Origin of the sequence: Streptomyces griseobrunneus (assembly GCF_046713465.1) — a bacterium.
In the GTDB taxonomy this organism is placed as follows: domain Bacteria; phylum Actinomycetota; class Actinomycetes; order Streptomycetales; family Streptomycetaceae; genus Streptomyces; species Streptomyces microflavus.
The window spans coordinates 2963318-2981876 of record NZ_CP177080.1 but is presented as its reverse complement, the minus strand read 5'-3'; the positions used below and the strand labels follow the sequence as shown (position 1 = coordinate 2981876).

The window sequence follows — 18559 nt, the reverse complement described above, 5'->3', positions numbered from 1 at the left end:
GCCCGATACATTTTCGTGACCTTTTGGGATCGGAGGCCCCGTACCCCCTCCGACCGGGCGCTCTTTCACGGAACGTGGGCGTCCGCTCTCCGTGCGTACGGGGTCGGGTGGCCGCTTATGACCTTCGGCCGAACGTTGTCAGTGCGGCCCCCTAGACTCGGATGGCGATGAGCAGCCTCTTTGACGACAGTTTCCTGGCCGGCCTCCAGTCCACCGAGGACGGCCCGCCGCCGCCCCCCGAGGACCACGCACCCGAAGCGGTGCCGGAGGGACTCTTCGAGGGCGTCTTCGACGCGCCCCCGCCGCCCCGGGACGGGTATTACCGGGACGGCCACCCGCGCCCGGTCATCGACGCCGCGGCGCTGCTCGACGGGCTGAACACCGAGCAGCGCGCCGCCGTCGTGCACGCCGGGTCCCCGCTGCTCATCGTCGCCGGGGCCGGCTCGGGCAAGACCCGGGTGCTGACCCACCGCATCGCCCACCTGCTGGCCGAGCGCGGGGTGCACCCGGGGCAGATCCTCGCGATCACCTTCACCAACAAGGCCGCGGGCGAGATGAAGGAGCGTGTCGAGGAGCTCGTCGGCCCGCGCGCCAACGCCATGTGGGTCATGACCTTCCACAGCGCGTGCGTCCGCATCCTGCGCCGCGAGTCGAAGAAGCTCGGCTTCACCTCGTCGTTCTCGATCTACGACGCCGCCGACTCCAAGCGCCTCATGGCCCTGGTCTGCCGCGATCTGGACCTGGACCCCAAGCGCTACCCGCCGAAGTCCTTCACCGCTAAGGTCTCCAACCTCAAGAACGAGCTCATCGACGAGGAGACCTTCGCCGGTCAGGCGGGAGGGGGCACCTCCCATTCGAGCGAAGCCGAGAACGGGGGAGGCTTCGAGAAGGCGCTGGCCCAGGCGTACGCGCTCTACCAGGCACGCCTGCGCGAGGCCAACGCGCTGGACTTCGACGACATCATCATGACGACGGTCCACCTCCTCCAGGCCTTCCCGGACGTCGCCGAGCACTACCGCCGCCGCTTCCGCCACGTCCTGGTCGACGAGTACCAGGACACCAACCACGCCCAGTACACCCTGGTACGTGAGCTGGTCGGCCCGGCCGGAGAGGCCGACGCCCCCGCCGAGCTGTGCGTCGTGGGCGACGCGGACCAGTCCATCTACGCCTTCCGGGGCGCGACCATCCGCAACATCCTCCAGTTCGAGGAGGACTACTCGGACGCGAAGACGATCCTCCTGGAGCAGAACTACCGCTCCACGCAGACGATCCTCTCCGCCGCCAACGCGGTCATCGAGCGCAACGAGAGCCGCCGCCCCAAGAACCTCTGGACCAACGCCGGCTCCGGCGCCCGCATCATCGGTTACGTCGCGGACACCGAGCACGACGAGGCGCAGTTCGTCGCCGAGGAGATCGACCGGCTCACCGACAAGGGCGACGCCAAGGCGGGCGATGTCGCCGTCTTCTACCGGACCAACGCCCAGTCCCGTGTCTTCGAAGAAATCTTCATCCGCGTCGGCCTGCCCTACAAGGTCGTCGGCGGCGTGCGCTTCTACGAGCGCAAGGAGGTCCGGGACGTCCTGGCCTACCTCCGCGTCCTCGCCAACCCCGAGGACACCGTCCCGCTGCGCCGCATCCTCAACGTGCCCAAGCGCGGTATCGGCGACCGCGCCGAGGCCATGATCGACGCCCTGTCGATGCGCGAGAAGATCTCCTTCCCGCAGGCGCTGCGCCGTGTCGACGAGGCGTACGGCATGGCGGCCCGCTCGTCCAACGCCGTCAAGCGCTTCAACACGCTGATGGAGGAGCTGCGCACCATCGTCGAGTCCGGCGCCGGGCCCGCCGTCGTGCTGGAAGCCGTGCTGGAGCGGACGGGGTATCTCGCCGAGCTCCAGGCCTCCACCGACCCGCAGGACGAGACCCGCGTCGAGAACCTCCAGGAACTCGCCGCCGTCGCCCTCGAATTCGAGCAGGAGCGCGCCGAGGCGGAGGGCACCGGCACGCTCGCGGAGTTCCTGGAGAAGGTCGCGCTGGTCGCCGACTCGGACCAGATCCCCGACGAGGACGAGGACGGCTCCGGCGTCATCACCCTGATGACCCTGCACACCGCCAAGGGCCTGGAGTTCCCCGTCGTCTTCCTCACCGGCATGGAGGACGGCGTCTTCCCGCACATGCGGGCCCTCGGCCAGACCAAGGAGCTGGAGGAGGAGCGGCGCCTCGCGTACGTCGGCATCACCCGCGCCCGCGAGCGGCTCTACCTGACCCGGGCCGCGATGCGCAGCGCCTGGGGCCAGCCCTCGTACAACCCGCCCTCGCGGTTCCTGGAGGAGATCCCGGAGGCGCACCTGGAGTGGAAGCGCAAGGGCCCGATGGCCGCCCCGGCCGGACCCACCTCGGGCATCACGTCCTCGCTCTCCTCCTCCCGCGCCCGCTCCGGACCCTCGGGGTTCGCGACCCGGCGCTCCACGGAGAAGCCCGTGGTCACGCTGGTGGTCGGGGACCGGGTCACGCACGACCAGTTCGGGCTCGGCACGGTGGTGGCCGTCGAGGGGATCGGCGACCAGGCCAAGGCGACGGTCGACTTCGGCGACGAGCGCCCGAAGAAGCTGCTCCTGCGGTACGCGCCGGTCGAGAAGCTGTAACAGGACGTACGAGAGGGGCGGGACGGCTGTCGAAGCCGTTCCGCCCCTCTCGTCGTTTCGCTGTCAGGCCTGGCCTGGCCAGGTCAGGTCGGGTCGACGCCGTGGCTGCGCAGCCACGCCAGCGGGTCCACCGATGCACCGCCGCCGGGCCGGACCTCGAAGTGCAGGTGCGGGCCGGTGGAGTTGCCGGAGCTTCCCGCGTACGCGATGACGTCACCGGCCTTCACCGGGCCGGAGCGGATCTTGGTGCTGCTCAGGTGGCAGTACCAGGTCTCCGTACCGTCGGCCATGGTCACGATCGCCATGTTGCCGTAGGCGCTGTTGTACTGGGTGCGCACGGTTCCGTCGGTCGCGGCCATCACCGGAGCGCCGTACCCGACGGGGAAGTCGATGCCCGTGTGCACGGACATCCAGTTGACGCCCGCCTGGCCGTAGTAGGCGCTGAGCCCGTGCTGCTTGACCGGCAGGACGAACTTGGGGCGCAGCGCCTCGCGGCGTGCGGCCTCCTCCTCGCGCTTCTTCTTCTCCTCGGCCTGCCGCTGCTTGAGGTCGATGCGCTCCTGGGTGCGGCTCGCGCGCTCGCGGAAGTCGTCGCTCCCCTCGGAGAGCTGCTCCAGCTGGCTGTCGAGCTTGTTGTTCGCGGCGACCGGCTTGACCGTGCTCGGGTCGGCGACGGCCAGGGAGGCGGTCTTCTCCGGCTTGTCCTCGTCGCTGATCCCGCTGACGGAGGCGGCCGCGATGCCCGCGACGCTCATCACGCAGGCGGAGGGGACCGCGACGGTCAGGAGGGCGGACCGCTTGGCGGGGCTGCGGCGGCGGGCCCGGCTGCGCGGGGCGGGGGTCCGGACCACGGTGCGGTCCAGGGAGAGCGGGGCGGGAGCGTCACTGTCGTCCGGCGCGGGAGCGGCGTCCGGTTCGAGGACGGCGAACTCGGCGGTGGTGGAGGCGGCGACCGCCGGCTCGTGGTCCGGGTGGTCCGGGCGGTCCGCGTGTTCCGCCGGGTCGGCGGGGGACTGCTCGGCCGTTTCGGGTCCGGCCGCTTCGGGCGCCTGCTGTTCGTACAGCTGATGCGATGTCTGTTCGGGTTCGTACGCGGCGTCCCCGGGCGTGGCGCCGGAGTTCCAGGCGGTCGCGTCGTAGGCGCCGGTGTCGTACGTCCCCGTGTCGTACGCGCCGGTGTCGTGGACCCCGGTGGTGAAGGCCGTGGCGTTGTACGTGCCGGTCCCGTCGGCGCCGACCGTCCCGTACGTGCCGGTGTCGTAGGCGGCGGTGTCGTACGTGCCCGTGTCGTGTGCGCCGGCCTCGTGCGCACCGGTCCCGTAGGCGTCCGTCCCGTACGAGCCGTCGGTCACGTACGCGGTGCCCGTGCCGTAGGTGCCGGTGGGGTACGCGCCGGTGTCGTACGCATCCGTCCCGTACGTGCCCGTCCCGTAGGCGCCCGTGTCGTACGTGCCTGTCTCGTACGTGCCTGTCTCGTAGGTGTCGGTGCCGTACGGGGCTGTGCCGTACGCGGCCGCGGTGAATCCGGCGGTGGGGAACGCGCCCGTGTCGGCGGTGGCCCACTGGTCGGCCGGGTCCTGGTCGGCGGGCGGCTGCCAGGCCGGCGTCGCGCCGGTGTCCCACTGCTGCTGTTGCTGGTGGGCGGCGGCGGGCCGGGTCTGGGCGGCGTACGCGTCGTACGTGACGGTCTGCTGCGCGCCCGTGTCCCAGGCGGAGGAGTCGTACTGGCCGCTCTGGTCACCGTAGGAGCCCTGGTAACCGGGAGCCGCGTAATCCGTGGCGTCGGAACCGCCGGGGAGCGAACCGAAGAGCGGGTCGGTGTCGAAGCTGCCGGTCGATCGGGTGTCGTACCCGACGGGCCCGGCGTGGGGGTGCTGGTCGTTCACCAACTTCTCTCTCGCCTCGGCAGCAGGACTGTTCTGGGTCCCGGTCAGGGAGTCCCAGGGGGAAGCAGTGGCCGCGACTGTACCCGGCAGTATGTGAGGACGACAATCTTCGGCAGGTTTTGCGTCCTCAGGAAACGGGCAATCGGCCGTCTTTCGGCGGACGACAGACAGAGGCTTGGCCCTATGTTCGAGAAGCGTTCTATTTTAAGCGACAGAGGTCGTTCCGGTTGAGGGCACTGTGCCCTCCCGTGTCTCCTGTGTCTCCAGAGCCTCACGGACCGCGGCGGCGACCGCCGGGTGCACCGGCAGCGCGAGATGCCCGATTCCGGTGACGCGTACGTTCACGGCGTCGAGGTCGGGGTGGTCGACGCAGGCCGTCTCGACCGGGACCATCACCTGGTCCAGCTCGCTCCAGAAGCTGACGAATCGGGTTCGGCAGCCCGGGGCGGGGCGGCGCAGCTCCTCGATCAGCGCGGAGCCGCCGCGCATCTGGCGCACGATGGGGTGAATGCCGGCTCCGGGGGCGACGGCGGTGCCGCCGTGCGGGGTGCCGAGCGTGACGAGGGTGCGCACCCGCCGGTCGCCGCCCAGTCGTTGTACGTAGTAGCGGGCGATCAGGCCACCGAGGCTGTGCCCGACGATGTCGACCTCGCGCTGCCCGGTGCGGGCGCAGATCTCCTCCACGTGCCGGCCGAGCAGCTCGGCGGCGGTGCGCAGGTCGCGGGTGAGCGGCGAGTAGTTGAGGGATGCCAGGTGGCGGCGGCCGTGCCGGGCCAGGGTGCGGCGCAGCAGGACGAAGACCGAGCGGTTGTCGATGAACCCGTGGAGGAGGACGACGGGGCGTTCGGCGGCGGGGGAGCCGGGCAGGGGGCTGAGGCGGGTCCCTGGCGGTGTGCCGGGCGACGGGCCCGGCGGTGGGTCCGGCGGCGGGCCTGGGGTGCGGCGCTCCTGGGTGAGGCCGAAGGGGTAGGCGACCAGGTGGCCGGTGAGGACGACGAGCTCCAGCACGGTGGCACCGAGCAGTGCGGCCGGGAACCGGGGGCCCGGGAGGCGCGGCAGTAGGGAGAGGAAAGAGAGGGCCTTCACGCCGACCTCCTGCACTGGCGCACGGGGGAGGCGGCGAGGGGGCCGTACCACCGTGCCGTGCGGCTGGCGGCGCGGTGGTACGGCGACCTCGTAGCGGCTCCCCCTGCGCCGGTCCCCGCGCGGCCGGAATGCCGCGTGGCTCGGGGGACGGCGCCTGGCGAACATGTCCCACGTGTGATTTCCCCCTCCCCGCCTGCCGCGAAACGGCGGCTTGCGGGATGCTGTGGATAACGTTCGTTCACATCCCCGGCCCTTCAGGCACGGGAGACCATGTGGAGGCAGTGATGGGTGTGACCGGTCCGATCCGTGTGGTGGTGGCCAAGCCGGGACTCGACGGCCATGACCGCGGGGCCAAGGTGATCGCGCGGGCGCTGCGGGACGCCGGTATGGAAGTCATCTATACGGGGCTCCACCAGACACCCGAGCAGATCGTCGACACGGCGATCCAGGAGGACGCCGACGCGATCGGTCTCTCGATCCTCTCCGGCGCGCACAACACGCTGTTCGCGAAGGTGATCGAGCTGCTGAAGGAGCGGGAGGCGGAGGACATCAAGGTGTTCGGCGGCGGGATCATCCCGGAGGACGACATCGCCCCGCTGAAGAAGCTGGGCGTGGCGGAGCTCTTCACCCCAGGGGCGACGACGACCGAGATCGTCACCTGGGTGAACGCGAACGTCCGTCAGCCCGCGCAGACCTGATGCGGGCCGCGGGCGCGTGGGCCGATGACGCGTGGGCCGGTGACGTGCGGGCCGCTGACGTGTTGGCCGCGGGCTACGGGCGCGCGGCCGGGTGAGCGGCCCGGGGCCGAGGCCCGCGCGGTCGGGTGAGCGGCCCGGCGCCGGGGTCCGCGCGGCCGGGGGCGGGTGTCAGGTCAGCTCCGCCTCCATCGCGGCGCGCAGGCGCAGTGTGGAGACCAGGCGCTGGAACGCCTCCGACCAGTAGCCACCCGCGCCCGGCGACGCGTCCTCCTGCTCGTCCGGAGTGGCCGTGAGGACCTCCAGGCGGTCGGCCTCGGCCGGGTCCAGGCAGCGCTCGGCCAGCCCCATCACCCCGCTGAAGCTCCATGGGTAACTCCCGCCGTCCCGCGCTATGTCGAGCGCGTCGACCACAGCGCGCCCGAGCGGACCCGCCCACGGCACCGTGCAGACCCCGAGCAGCTGGAACGCCTCGGACAGCCCGTGCGCGGCTATGAACGCGGCCACCCAGTCGGCGCGTTCGGCCTCGGACAGGACCGCCAGGAGCTTCGACCGCTCGGCGATCGACGCGGGCCCGGGGGAGCCGGCCGGGGGCGCCGACGCCGCACCGAGCAGGGCCCGTGCCCACTCCGGGTGGCGCTGGCGCACCGCGGCCCGGCACCATGCGGCGTGCAGCTCGCCCGCCCAGTCGTCGGCGACCGGCAGCGCCACGATCTCCTCCGCCGGGCGCCCGCCGAACTGCTCCTGCCAGACCCCGAGCGGTGTGGCCTCCACCAACTGCCCCAGCCACCAGGACCGCTCGCCCCGGCCCGTCGGCGGAACGGCCGCCACCCCGTCGCGCTGCATCCCGGCGTCGCACTCGTGCGGCGCCTCCACGGCGATGGAGGCGCCGGCCCCGGAGCCGGCCCCCGTACGGTCGGGATTGACGCAGGACGTGGCACGGGCCGCCATCCGGTCGGCGAAGGCCGACGAGGGCAGGGCGGAGAGCAGCTCGGCGGCCGTGGCGCGGACGTTGCGGCTGCGGTCGGAGAGCGCCTGCTCCAGGAACTCCTCGTCACCGGCGCCGAGCCCGGTCCGCAGGGAGTCCAGGAACATCAGCCTGTCCTCGGCCCGTTCGGTGGACCAGGTGGTGGTGAGCAGGGCGAGCGCGGCACCGGGCTCCCGCGCCCGTACGGCGTCGAGCAGCGCGACCCGCTCCGCGAACAGCCCCTCCTCCCAAAGCCGGCGCACCGCCTCCGGGTCGCTGGTGTCGGGGACGAGCGAGCCGCCCGCGGAACCGCGCAGGGCGAACTTCCACTCGGGGTTCAGCGCGGCCAGCCACAGACCGAGCGGCCCGGCGAAGGCGAGCGCCTGCGGGCGCAGGTCGGTGCGGGCCCGCGCGGCGTCCAGCAGGGGCGGCACCAGGGCGGCCGGGGCCCGGAACCCCCGCCGGTTGGCGGTGGCCAGCCACTGCGGGATGAGCTCGGTGAGGTCGGGGGCCGCCCCGCGCCGCCCGGAGGCGGTCGGCGCGGCCCGGTCGGCGAGCAGCTGGGTGAGCCGGTGCCGGGCGGCCTCGGGAAGCTGCGGGCGCGGGTCGTGGGGCGTGGGTTCCGGCCTGGCCCCCGGCGCGGCGGGCAGCAGCCCGGCCCGCCGCCGCACGGTGTGCAGGGCCACGGCGTCCAGCAGGGCGGCCGGGCCGTCGGCCGGTGCCTGGCCCACGGGCGCCACGGGCGGGCGGCGGTCGGTGCCCAACAGTGCCGAGGTGACCAGCTCCTCCCAGGGGAGGGAGGCGAGGGGGCGGTCGGCGGTCGGGCCGGTGGTGGTGCGAGGCATCGGGTCCCCTTCAGTGTCGGTGAGGGCGGTGGGGTGACCAGGGTGGTCGGCCGGCGCGGGTCAGATCAGCCGTACGGTCCCGTTCGTGGCATCCCCGGACCCGCCCCCGCGCCCGGCCCCCGTGTCCCACGCGGCGAACGGGTCGAAGCCGCGGTGGCCCAGCTCGCCGAAGACGGTGACCGGGCCGCCGCCGGAGAGCGCGACGAGCTTCCACAGCCCCGGGCGGGACAGCGCCGTCGGGGCGAGAGGCAGCGCGGCTTCGCTCTCCGCGTCGGCCAGTTGCCAGCCGCCTCCGGACGGCACGGGTATGACGTCGCGAAGGGTGACCGGCCAGGCGTCCAGCCATGGATCGCCCCGCAGGGCATCCCCGTAGGCGGCGAGCGCGGTTGCGGTGGAGCCCCCCGGCGGAGGTGTGCCCGGCACCGGGCCGGGTGTGGCGAACTGCCGGCCCGGATCGGCCCGGAGGCCACCGCCCGGGTACGGCGTGAGCTCGGCGTCGATCGTGACGCCCACGGGCAGCGCGAGCTCCGGGGCGCGGCCCATCGGGCCGAAGGAGAGCAGCAGGGCCGTGCGGCCCGACTCCCGTCCGTAAAGCCAGATCCGCCGGGTGACGAGGCGGCCGTCCGGGGTGTCGTACTGCGCGAGGACCAGCCAGTGATCGCGGACCGGCGGGCCTTCGGCGGACATGGGCAGCCCCACCCGCGTACGCACCGTCGCGGCCAGCTGGTCCGGCAGACCCTCCCGGCCCAGCCAGGCCGTGTCCAGCAGATGGAGCAGGCCGCACTCCTCCAGCAGCCGCACCGGCCAGCCCGGGCCGGAGCCGGGAATCGCCCCCAACTCCCGCACTCGGGAAGCCAGTCCGGGTGCCTGGGCGTCGACCATGCGGGCGGCGGTCTCCTCCCAGAGCGTGTAGCCCGCCCGGTCGGCGGTGGCGAGCCCGCCCCGCAGCAGGTCGGTCAGGCGCTGTTCCAGCTCCTGCGCGCCCGAGGTGACGCGCTCCGCGCGGCGCTCCGCCCGCTTCCTGGCGGCGGTGCTGTCGGCCGCGCCCGGCGCGTCCCCGCTCGCGACGGCCTCCTGCTTCGCCTGCTTGGCGTCCGCCCGTCCGCGGCGCGCTTCGAGCCACTGTGCGGCCCAGTCGGCCGGCTCACCCCCCTGGACCGGTCCATCGCCGGAGGCCCGGAGCAGCAGCAGCCCCAGCGCGTGCTTGCAGGGGAACTTGCGACTCGGGCAACTGCACCGGTACGCGGGGCCCGTGGTGTCGACCACCGTCTGGTACGGCTTGCTCCCGCTGCCCTTGCACAGCCCCCACACCGCCCCCGATCCGTCGAAGCCGGTGCCCGACCAGAGTCCGGCCGATGCCAGCTTGTTCCCAGCCTTGCGTGATGCGTCGTCAGGAGCCAGGGACAGCACCTGCTCCACCGTCCAGCGCGCCACCGATTCCGTGGCGGGCAAGGGTTCTCCCCCGTGAGATAGCAGCATGGGAACGACGGTAGGCGGCACCACTGACAATCCGCCGTGACCTGCGCACAAGGCCCGTGCGGGGCCAGTGCGGACCTGCGCTCAGGGCCCGTTGTCAGTGGCATGGTGCACGGTGGGAACCACATCAGGTCGACGATCTGTCGACGATCTGGAGGGGGATCCATGACCGTGCCCGAAACCACCGCCGCCGTCGACGGGGCGACCGGACCCGAGGCCCTGCGCCCGCACGCCGAGGACGCGTTCGCCGACGAGCTGAAGGCGCTGGCCGCCGCCGACGACCGTCCCAGGCCCGCCCGCTGGCGCCTCTCGCCCTGGGCCGTCGCCACCTATCTGCAGGGCGGGACACTGCCCGACGGAACGGTGATCACACCGAAGTACGTGGGCCCGCGCCGCCTGATCGAAGTGGCCGTGACCACCCTGGCCACCGACCGCGCGCTGCTTCTGCTCGGCGTCCCCGGGACCGCCAAGACGTGGGTGTCCGAGCACCTCGCCGCCGCCGTCAGCGGCGACTCGACCCTGCTCGTGCAGGGCACCGCGGGCACCCCGGAGGAAGCCGTCCGCTACGGGTGGAACTACGCCCGGCTCCTCGCCCAGGGCCCCAGTCGCGAGGCGCTGGTGCCCAGTCCGCTGATGCGGGCCATGTCGGAGGGCATGACCGCCCGGGTCGAGGAGCTGACCCGCATCCCCGCCGATGTGCAGGACTCGCTCATCACGATCCTGTCGGAGAAGACCCTCCCCATTCCCGAGCTGGGACAGGAGGTCCAGGCCGTCCGCGGCTTCAATGTCATCGCCACGGCCAACGACCGCGACCGGGGCGTCAACGAGCTCTCCAGCGCGCTTCGCCGCCGGTTCAACACCGTCGTCCTGCCGCTGCCCGCGACCCCCGACGCCGAGGTCGACATCGTCTCCCGGCGTGTCGACCAGATCGGCCGCTCGCTGGACCTGCCCGCCGCACCGGAGGGGCTCTTGGAGATCCGGCGCGTGGTGACGGTCTTCCGGGAACTGCGCGACGGCGTCACCACCGACGGGCGCACCAAGCTCAAGTCGCCCTCGGGCACGCTCTCCACGGCCGAGGCGATCTCCGTCGTCACCAACGGCCTCGCTCTCGCCGCCCACTTCGGCGACGGCATCCTGCGCCCGGCCGATGTCGCGGCCGGCATCCTCGGCGCGGTCGTCCGGGACCCGGCCGCGGACCGCGTGGTCTGGCAGGAGTACCTGGAGACCGTGGTCCGAGAGCGGGACGGCTGGAAGGACTTCTACCGCGCCTGCCGCGAGGCCTCGGTATGAGCGACCGGGCCACTGCCGGCCCCGCCACTGTTGGGCAGGCAACCACGGGCCCCGCAACCACGGGCCCCGCAACCACGGGCCCCGCAACCACGGGCCCCGCAACCACGGGCCTCGCGACTGCCGGTCCCGCCGCGACCGCCCCTGCCGATGCCGGCTCGTCCACCACCGGGCCCTCCACCACCGTGTCCTTCGCCGGGCCGCTGTTGCTGGGTGTGCGGCACCACGGCCCCGGTTCCGCCCGTGCGGTCCTGGCCGCGCTCGACGCCGCCCGGCCGGCCGCCGTGCTCATCGAGGGGCCACCGGAGGGCGACGCGCTGCTGCCGCTCGCCGCCGACCCGCAGATGCGCCCGCCCGTCGCCCTGCTCGCCCATGCCGTGGACGATCCGGGACGGGCCGCCTTCTGGCCGCTGGCCGAGTTCTCGCCGGAGTGGGTGGCGATCCGCTGGGCCCTCGCCCACGACGTCCCCGTGCACTTCATCGACCTCCCCGCCACCCACTCGCTGGCACTCAAGGAACCTCAGAGGGAGGCCCCCGCCGACGAGACCGGGCCCGTCCCCGTTTCCGCTGAAGACGGGGACGGGGACGGGGACAGGGACGAGGTCACACCCGTCGTCGACCCGATCCGGGTGCTCGCCGAGACCGCCGGATACGACGACCCCGAGCGCTGGTGGGAGGACGTCGTCGAGCACCGCTCACACGACGGGTCCGCCACCACCGGGGCGGCCGCCGACGCGCTCGCGCCGTTCACCGCCCTCGCGGAGGCCATGACGGCGCTGCGGGAGGCATACGGGGACGGAGGGCAGCCCCGGGACGCCGTGCGCGAGGCGTACATGCGCATCCAGCTGCGCACCGCGCGCAAGGAGTTCGGGGACGGCGTCGCCGTCGTCTGCGGCGCCTGGCACGTCCCGGCGCTTGCCGCGCGGACCACCCTCGCCGCCGACCGCGCCCTCCTCAAGGGGCTCCCGAAGGTCAAGGCCGAGATGACCTGGGTGCCGTGGACCCACCGCAGGCTCGCCCGGCACAGCGGTTACGGCGCCGGGATCGACTCACCCGGCTGGTACGGGCACCTCTTCGGCGCCGCCGACCGGCCGATCGAGCGGTGGATGACCAAGGTTGCCGGGCTGCTGCGCGAGGAGGACCGGTTCGTCTCCACCGCCCATGTCATCGAGGCCGTCCGGCTCGCCGAGACGCTCGCGGCGATGCGGGGCCGCCCGCTGGCGGGACTGAGCGAGACCACCGACGCGGTGCGCGCCGTGATGTGCGAGGGCTCCGACGTACCGCTCGCCCTCATCCAGGACCGGCTCGTCGTCGGCGAGATCCTCGGCGAGGTCCCCGACAGCGCCCCCGCCGTCCCGCTCCAACGCGACCTGACCCGCAGCCAGCGCACCCTCCGGCTCAAACCGGAAGCGCTGGAGCGGGAGCTCGACCTCGACCTGCGCAAGGGGACCGACGCCGCGAAGAGCCGGCTCCTGCACCGGCTGCGCCTCCTCGGAATCGGCTGGGGTGAACCGGCCGAGGGCCGGGGCAGCACCGGTACCTTCCGGGAGAGCTGGCGGCTGCGCTGGGAGCCGGAACTGCACGTCCGGGTCGCGGAGGCCGGGGTGTGGGGCACCACGGTCCAGGCCGCCGCCACGGCGAAGGCCGAGTCCCGGGCCCTGGCGGCGACCGCGCTCTCCGAGGTCACCGCACTCGCCGAGCACTGCCTCCTGGCCGGACTGCCCGACGCGCTGCCCGTCGTGATGAAGGCGCTCGCCGACCGCGCCGCACTCGACGCGGACGTCGGCCACCTCGCCGACGCCCTCCCCGCCCTCGCCCGCTCCCTGCGCTACGGGGACGTGCGCTCCACGGACACGGCCGCGCTCGCCGAGGTCGCCGCCGGACTCGCCGAGCGGATCTGCGTCGGCCTGCCACCGGCCTGCACCGGCCTCGACACGGACGGGGCGGAGGCGCTCCGCCGCCAGGTGGACGGCGTGCACAGCGCGATCGGGCTGCTCGTCGCCGGTGCGGCGACCGCCGAAGGGCTGCGGGAACGCTGGGGAGCCGTCCTGCTCAAGCTGGCCGGCCGGGACACGGTCGCCGGGGTCATCCGGGGCCGGGCCACCCGGCTGCTGCTCGACGAGGGGCGGCTCACCGAGGACGAGGCCGCCCGGCTCATGGGCCTGGCCCTCTCGCCCGGCACCCCGCCCACCGACGCGGCGGCCTGGATCGAGGGGTTCGTCGGCGGGGCGTCCGGCGGCGGCATGCTGCTGGTCCACGACGACCGGCTGCTCTCCCTGGTCGACACCTGGCTGACCGGCGTCCCCGCCGACACGTTCACCGACGTGCTGCCGCTCCTGCGCCGTACGTTCTCCGCCTACGAGGCGGGTGTACGCCGCACCCTCGGCGAGCTGGTCCGGCGCGGCCCCGTCCCGGAGGGCGCCGGGAACGACGGCACGGACCACGAGTACCCCGGCTTCGGACCCGGCCTCGACGCGGACCGGGCCGACGCCGTGGAGCCGGTGCTGCACCTGCTCCTGGGCCGGGCGCCCGAGCCGGCGGAGGTGACCGCATGACCGCACACGCCCCACAGCACGCCACCCAGGACGACGACGAGACGGGGGAGACGGTGGACACGGAGACAGTGAGGGCGCGCCCCGCCGACGGCGAACGGATGCGGCGCTGGCGCATGGTGCTCGGCGCGGACAGCGCGGAGAGCACCGGATGCACCCTCACCGGTCAGGACGCCGCGATGGACGGCGCGCTCGACGCGCTCTACGGGGGCGGCGGGAAGAAGCCCGGCGGCAGGGGCGGCGGTGGACGTTCGGCCGGACTCGGCGCGTCGGCCCCCTCGGTCGCCCGCTGGCTCGGCGACATCCGTACGTACTTCCCCAGCTCCGTCGTCCAGGTCATGCAGCGCGACGCGATCGACCGGCTCGGCCTGTCGGCGCTGCTCCTGGAACCGGAGATGCTGGAGGCCGTGGAGGCGGACGTCCATCTCGTCGGCACCCTGCTCTCCCTCAACAAGGCCATGCCCGAGACGACGAAGGAGACCGCGCGGGCCGTCGTCCGCAAGGTCGTGGACGACCTGGAGAAGCGTCTGGAGAGCCGCACCCGGGCCACCCTCACCGGGGCCCTGGACCGGTCGGCGCGGATCAGCCGGCCGCGCCACCGGGACATCGACTGGGACCGCACCATCCGGGCCAACCTGAAGAACTACCTGACCATCCCCGGAGCGGACGGCGAGGAGGCCACGGGCACGGTCGTGCCGGAGCGTCTCATCGGCTACGGCCGCGCGTCGCAGTCGGTGAAGAAGGACGTCATCCTCTGCATCGACCAGTCGGGCTCGATGGCCGCCTCCGTCGTCTACGCCTCGGTCTTCGGCGCGGTGCTCGCCTCCATGCGCACCCTCGCGACCCGCCTCGTCGTCTTCGACACGGCGGTCGTCGACCTCACCGACCAGCTCGACGACCCGGTCGACGTCCTCTTCGGCACCCAGCTCGGCGGCGGCACCGACATCAACCGGGCGCTCGCCTACTGCCAGTCGAAGATCACCCGTCCTGCGGACACCGTCGTCGTCCTCATCAGCGATCTCTACGAGGGCGGCATCCGCGACGAGATGCTCAAGCGGGTCGCGGCGATGAAGACGTCCGGCGTGCAGTTCGTGACCCTGCTCGCCCTCTCCGACGAGGGGGCACCCGCCTACGACCACGAGCACGCGGCGGCGCTCGGCGCGCTGGGCGCACCCGCGTTCGCCTGTACGCCGGACCTCTTCCCGGACATCATGGCCGCCGCGATCGAGAAGCGGCCCCTGCCCATACCGGACAAGGAGGCCCAGCCCTGACACAGGAGACCCAGTCGCGGACGCGCCCCGGGACAGGCCACACAGGCCCCCGTCCGGCACCCTCTGTGACCGTTATCACCGCTCAGGTGTGATCTGCGATTTAGGGTCACACGGAGTGCGGGGATAACCTGCCGGATGGACATGCCGCGTACTCGGACACCGTGTACGCCTCCCTTGTGACAGCGCAGTCACGTTGCCCATCGCGGCACGCCCACGCAGAAGAACGAACCGCGATACCACTTAAAAGGGACGGACGCGCGTGGACCTGTTCGAGTACCAGGCGAGGGACCTCTTCGCCAAGCACGGTGTACCGGTGCTGGCCGGTGAAGTCATCGACACGCCTGAGGCAGCCCGCGAGGCGACCGAGAAGCTGGGCGGCAAGTCTGTCGTCAAGGCGCAGGTGAAGGTCGGCGGCCGCGGCAAGGCCGGCGGCGTCAAGCTGGCCGCCGACCCCGACGAGGCGGTCGCCCGGGCGACCGACATTCTCGGCATGGACATCAAGGGCCACACGGTCCACAAGGTGATGATCGCCGAGCTGTCCCCGGAGATCGAGGCGGAGTACTACGTCTCGTACCTCCTCGACCGCACCAACCGCACCTTCCTGGCCATGGCCTCGGTGCAGGGCGGCATGGACATCGAGGAGGTCGCGGAGAAGACCCCCGAGGCCCTTGCGAAGGTCCCGGTCAACGCCGTGGACGGCGTCGACATCGTCAAGGCCCGCGAGATCGTGGCCCAGGCGAAGTTCCCGGCCGACGTGGCCGAGGGTGTCGCCGAGGCCCTGGTGACCCTGTGGGACACCTTCGTCGCCGAGGACGCCCTCCTCGTCGAGGTCAACCCGCTGGTCAAGACCAAGGACGGCCGGATCCTGGCCCTGGACGGCAAGGTCTCGCTCGACGAGAACGCCGACTTCCGCCAGCCGGGCCACGAGGCCCTTGAGGACAAGGCCGCAGCCAACCCGCTCGAGGCTGCCGCCAAGGCCAAGAACCTCAACTACGTCAAGCTCGACGGCGAGGTCGGCATCATCGGTAACGGTGCCGGTCTGGTCATGTCGACCCTGGACGTCGTCGCGTACGCCGGTGAGAACCACGGCAACGTGAAGCCCGCCAACTTCCTCGACATCGGTGGCGGCGCCTCCGCAGAGGTCATGGCGAACGGCCTGGAGATCATTCTCGGCGACCCGGACGTCAAGTCCGTCTTCGTCAACGTCTTCGGTGGCATCACCGCGTGTGACGAGGTCGCCAACGGCATCGTGCAGGCGCTGGCGCTCCTGGAGTCCAAGGGCGAGAAGGTCGAGAAGCCGCTGGTCGTGCGTCTCGACGGCAACAACGCGGAGCTGGGTCGCAAGATCCTCTCCGACGCCAACCACCCGCTCGTGCAGCGTGTGGACACCATGGACGGCGCGGCCGACAAGGCCGCCGAGCTCGCCGCGGCTGCGAAGTAAGGAAGAGGGACTCAGACCACCATGGCTATCTTCCTCACCAAGGACAGCAAGGTCATCGTCCAGGGGATGACCGGCGCGACGGGCATGAAGCACACCAAGCTCATGCTCGCCGACGGCACCAACATCGTCGGCGGCGTGAACCCGCGCAAGGCCGGCACGTCCGTCGACTTCGACGGCAACGAGGTCCCGGTCTTCGGCTCCGTCAAGGAGGCGATGGAGAAGACCGGCGCGAACGTGTCCGTCCTCTTCGTGCCGCCGGCCTTCTCGAAGGCCGCCGTCGTCGAGGCGATCGACGCCGAGATCCCGCTCGCCGTCGTGATCACCGAGGGCATCGCCGTTCACGACTCGGCCGCCTTCTGGGCGTACGCCGGCGCGAAGGGCAACAAGACCCGGATCATCGGCCCGAACTGCCCGGGTCTCATCACCCCCGGCCAGTCCAACGCCGGCATCATCCCGGGCGACATCACCAAGCCCGGCCGCATCGGTCTCGTGTCCAAGTCCGGCACGCTGACCTACCAGATGATGTACGAGCTCCGTGACATCGGCTTCTCCTCCGCCGTCGGCATCGGTGGCGACCCGGTCATCGGTACGACGCACATCGACGCCCTCGCGGCGTTCGAGGCGGACCCGGAGACCGACCTCATCGTGATGATCGGCGAGATCGGCGGCGACGCCGAGGAGCGTGCCGCCGACTTCATCGCGAAGAACGTCACGAAGCCGGTCGTCGGTTACGTCGCGGGCTTCACCGCCCCCGAGGGCAAGACCATGGGCCACGCGGGCGCCATCGTCTCCGGCTCCTCCGGCACCGCCCAGGCGAAGAAGGAGGCCCTTGAGGCCGCCGGCGTGAAGGTCGGCAAGACGCCGACCGAGACCGCCAAGCTGGCGCGCGAGATCCTCGGCGCCTGACTCGGGCAGCCCGAGCACGCTTGAACGGCGCGGGCCCGCACCCCTGAACAAGGGGTGCGGGCCCGCACCGTTTCCCGTTCCCGGCCGACCGACGGGCCGACCGGGCCGACCGGGCTCAGGGGATGCGTGGCACCAGCCGTTCCGGGCCGTGCGCCAACTGCTCCTTCAGGACCTCCTGGAGCTTCAGGTCCTGCGGGGTCAGCTTCTGCGGCCCCCCGCGCGGCGGTACGCCCCCGACCCGTTCGGGGGGCGAGACGGGCTGCTCGTAGTGCGTGGGCGCCGTGTGCAGGGTGATGGCGGTCGCGCCGATGAGCAGGGCGACGAAGGCGATGGCGGCCCTGGTCCAGAGCCTCGCCTTGTCCTCGCTGCCGGTGCGCACGGTGCGGGCGGGTGACGGGGCCGGGACGTGCTCGGCGCGGGCGAGGCCGCCGAGCCGGTCCTGCAGCATCTCCGACTGCTCGGCGGGCGAGGCGGCGGCCGCCAGTTCGGGCAGCCGCTCGGCGACGGCGGCCCGGGCCACCTCCAGCCGTCCCGCCGCCGCCGGAGTGGACGCCTCCGTCTCGGCCGCGGTCTCCGGCAGGTCCAGGCCGACCCCGTCGTAGAGGAGCAGGGTGCGCCGGTAGGCCGGGGGCAGATCGAGCAGCGCCTCGAACAGGGCCCGCCGGGCCGGTTCGGTGGGCGGGGCGTCGGGATGCCGGTGGACGCGGCGCAGCCGGTGCCAGGGGGACATCGCGTACTCGTACGCCGCCGCGCGCACCCAGCCGACCGGGTCACGGTCCACGGCCACCTCGGGCCAGCGGTGCCAGGCCAGTTGGAACGCCCGCTCGACGGACTCCCGGGCCAGACTGCGACGGCCGGTCAGCAGATACGTCTGCCGTACGAGGCCGGGGGCGGAGTGGGCGTACAGCGCGTCGAACGCCTCGTCGGGGGAGAGCCGGGGGACAGCGTGTTCCGGCTCGGGGGGCGGGGGAGTGCTTGCCGGTACGGGGGGTGCCGACGCGCTCGCAGGCACGGGCGAGCGCGTCGGTGCGGGCTCGGGCGTGGGCGAACCCGTCGGCACGGGTGCGGACGTGGAAGTAGACGTGAACGTGGGCAAGGGTGCGGGCCCGGGCGTCGGCGTGGACGGAGGCTCGGGCGAGCTCGTCGGCGCGGGCGTGGACGCCACTGACACCGCTGCCGCCACCGTCACCGCCGCCGGTGCCGACGGCTCCGGGCGCTCCTTCCGCCGCACGGCCTCGGGCCCCGTGGCGGGGGCCGGCTCCGGATCGGGCGCGATGAGCTTGGCGTACAGCGCGCGTTTACGTCCGCGCGGGCTCGTGCGCCCCGTCTCCCAGGAGCGCACGGTGGCGCGCGTGACGCCCACGGCCTCCGCGACCTGCTCCTCGCTCAGCGACTTCGCCTCGCGCAGTCTGCGGCGCTCCTTGGGGGAGGGCAGCGGCGGAGCGGCCTCATCGGTGGTGCTCCGGGTCATGGGTGACCCCCGGCAGCGCTGCGCTGGGAGAAAA

The 18559-nt window shown here is 72.8% G+C and carries 12 protein-coding genes; 7 read left to right on the top strand and 5 right to left on the bottom strand.

Translation table 11 applies throughout. The features are described 5' to 3' along the window. Window positions 1-167: 167 nt before the first annotated feature. Window positions 168-2642: a DNA helicase PcrA gene (gene pcrA, locus ACK8N7_RS13110; protein ID WP_403216201.1), complete on the top strand. Its 2475-nt coding sequence runs from the start codon at window positions 168-170 to the stop codon at window positions 2640-2642. A gap of 83 nt (window positions 2643-2725) precedes the next feature. Here pcrA and ACK8N7_RS13105 read toward each other — a convergent pair whose 3' ends face one another. Together ACK8N7_RS13105 and ACK8N7_RS13100 are read right to left on the bottom strand one after the other, a co-directional pair. Next, window positions 2726-4528: a M23 family metallopeptidase gene (locus ACK8N7_RS13105; RefSeq protein ID WP_500442388.1), complete on the bottom strand. Its 1803-nt coding sequence runs from the start codon at window positions 4526-4528 to the stop codon at window positions 2726-2728. A 204-nt stretch (window positions 4529-4732) separates the two neighbouring features. Then, the gene (locus ACK8N7_RS13100) at window positions 4733-5614 is read right to left on the bottom strand and encodes a lipase family alpha/beta hydrolase (protein WP_500442386.1); all 882 of its coding nucleotides are present in this window, start codon (window positions 5612-5614) and stop codon (window positions 4733-4735) included. A gap of 284 nt (window positions 5615-5898) precedes the next feature. Between ACK8N7_RS13100 and icmB the strand changes: the two genes are divergently transcribed. Then, a complete protein-coding gene (gene icmB, locus ACK8N7_RS13095; RefSeq protein WP_031127384.1) occupies window positions 5899-6312 on the top strand; it encodes a coenzyme B12-dependent isobutyryl CoA mutase small subunit in 414 nt (137 codons plus the stop codon). Window positions 6313-6480: 168 nt separating this feature from the next. Here the strand turns inward: icmB and ACK8N7_RS13090 are convergent, their stop codons facing one another. Next, the gene (locus tag ACK8N7_RS13090; RefSeq protein WP_500442384.1) at window positions 6481-8121 is read right to left on the bottom strand and encodes a DUF5691 domain-containing protein; all 1641 of its coding nucleotides are present in this window, start codon (window positions 8119-8121) and stop codon (window positions 6481-6483) included. Between the two features lie 60 nt (window positions 8122-8181). Beyond that, window positions 8182-9573, bottom strand: a complete 1392-nt coding sequence (locus ACK8N7_RS13085; RefSeq protein WP_500442382.1) for an SWIM zinc finger family protein — start codon at window positions 9571-9573, stop codon at window positions 8182-8184. Between the two features lie 189 nt (window positions 9574-9762). On the opposite strand from ACK8N7_RS13085, the gene ACK8N7_RS13080 reads away from it, so the two are divergent. The 5 genes from ACK8N7_RS13080 to sucD all read left to right on the top strand — a co-directional run bounded on the left by ACK8N7_RS13080 (window position 9763) and on the right by sucD (window position 17054). Continuing rightward, the gene (locus ACK8N7_RS13080; RefSeq protein ID WP_403216211.1) at window positions 9763-10887 is read left to right on the top strand and encodes an ATP-binding protein; all 1125 of its coding nucleotides are present in this window, start codon (window positions 9763-9765) and stop codon (window positions 10885-10887) included. Further along, window positions 10884-13439 carry a DUF5682 family protein gene (locus ACK8N7_RS13075; protein ID WP_500442380.1) on the top strand — a complete coding sequence of 852 codons (2556 nt, stop codon included), beginning with the start codon at window positions 10884-10886 and terminating at the stop codon, window positions 13437-13439. The genes ACK8N7_RS13080 and ACK8N7_RS13075 overlap by 4 nt, the downstream gene beginning before the upstream one ends. Beyond that, the gene (locus ACK8N7_RS13070) at window positions 13436-14707 is read left to right on the top strand and encodes a VWA domain-containing protein (protein ID WP_500442378.1); all 1272 of its coding nucleotides are present in this window, start codon (window positions 13436-13438) and stop codon (window positions 14705-14707) included. The genes ACK8N7_RS13075 and ACK8N7_RS13070 overlap by 4 nt, the downstream gene beginning before the upstream one ends. Before the next feature lie 259 nt (window positions 14708-14966). After that, window positions 14967-16148 (top strand): ADP-forming succinate--CoA ligase subunit beta, encoded by a 1182-nt coding sequence (gene sucC / locus ACK8N7_RS13065; protein ID WP_007450903.1) that lies wholly within the window; start codon window positions 14967-14969, stop codon window positions 16146-16148. Window positions 16149-16169: 21 nt separating this feature from the next. Further along, a complete protein-coding gene (gene sucD, locus ACK8N7_RS13060) occupies window positions 16170-17054 on the top strand; it encodes a succinate--CoA ligase subunit alpha (RefSeq protein WP_403216216.1) in 885 nt (294 codons plus the stop codon). Window positions 17055-17169: 115 nt separating this feature from the next. Here the strand turns inward: sucD and ACK8N7_RS13055 are convergent, their stop codons facing one another. Continuing rightward, window positions 17170-18525: a helix-turn-helix domain-containing protein gene (locus ACK8N7_RS13055; protein ID WP_500442376.1), complete on the bottom strand. Its 1356-nt coding sequence runs from the start codon at window positions 18523-18525 to the stop codon at window positions 17170-17172. Window positions 18526-18559: the final 34 nt, after the last annotated feature.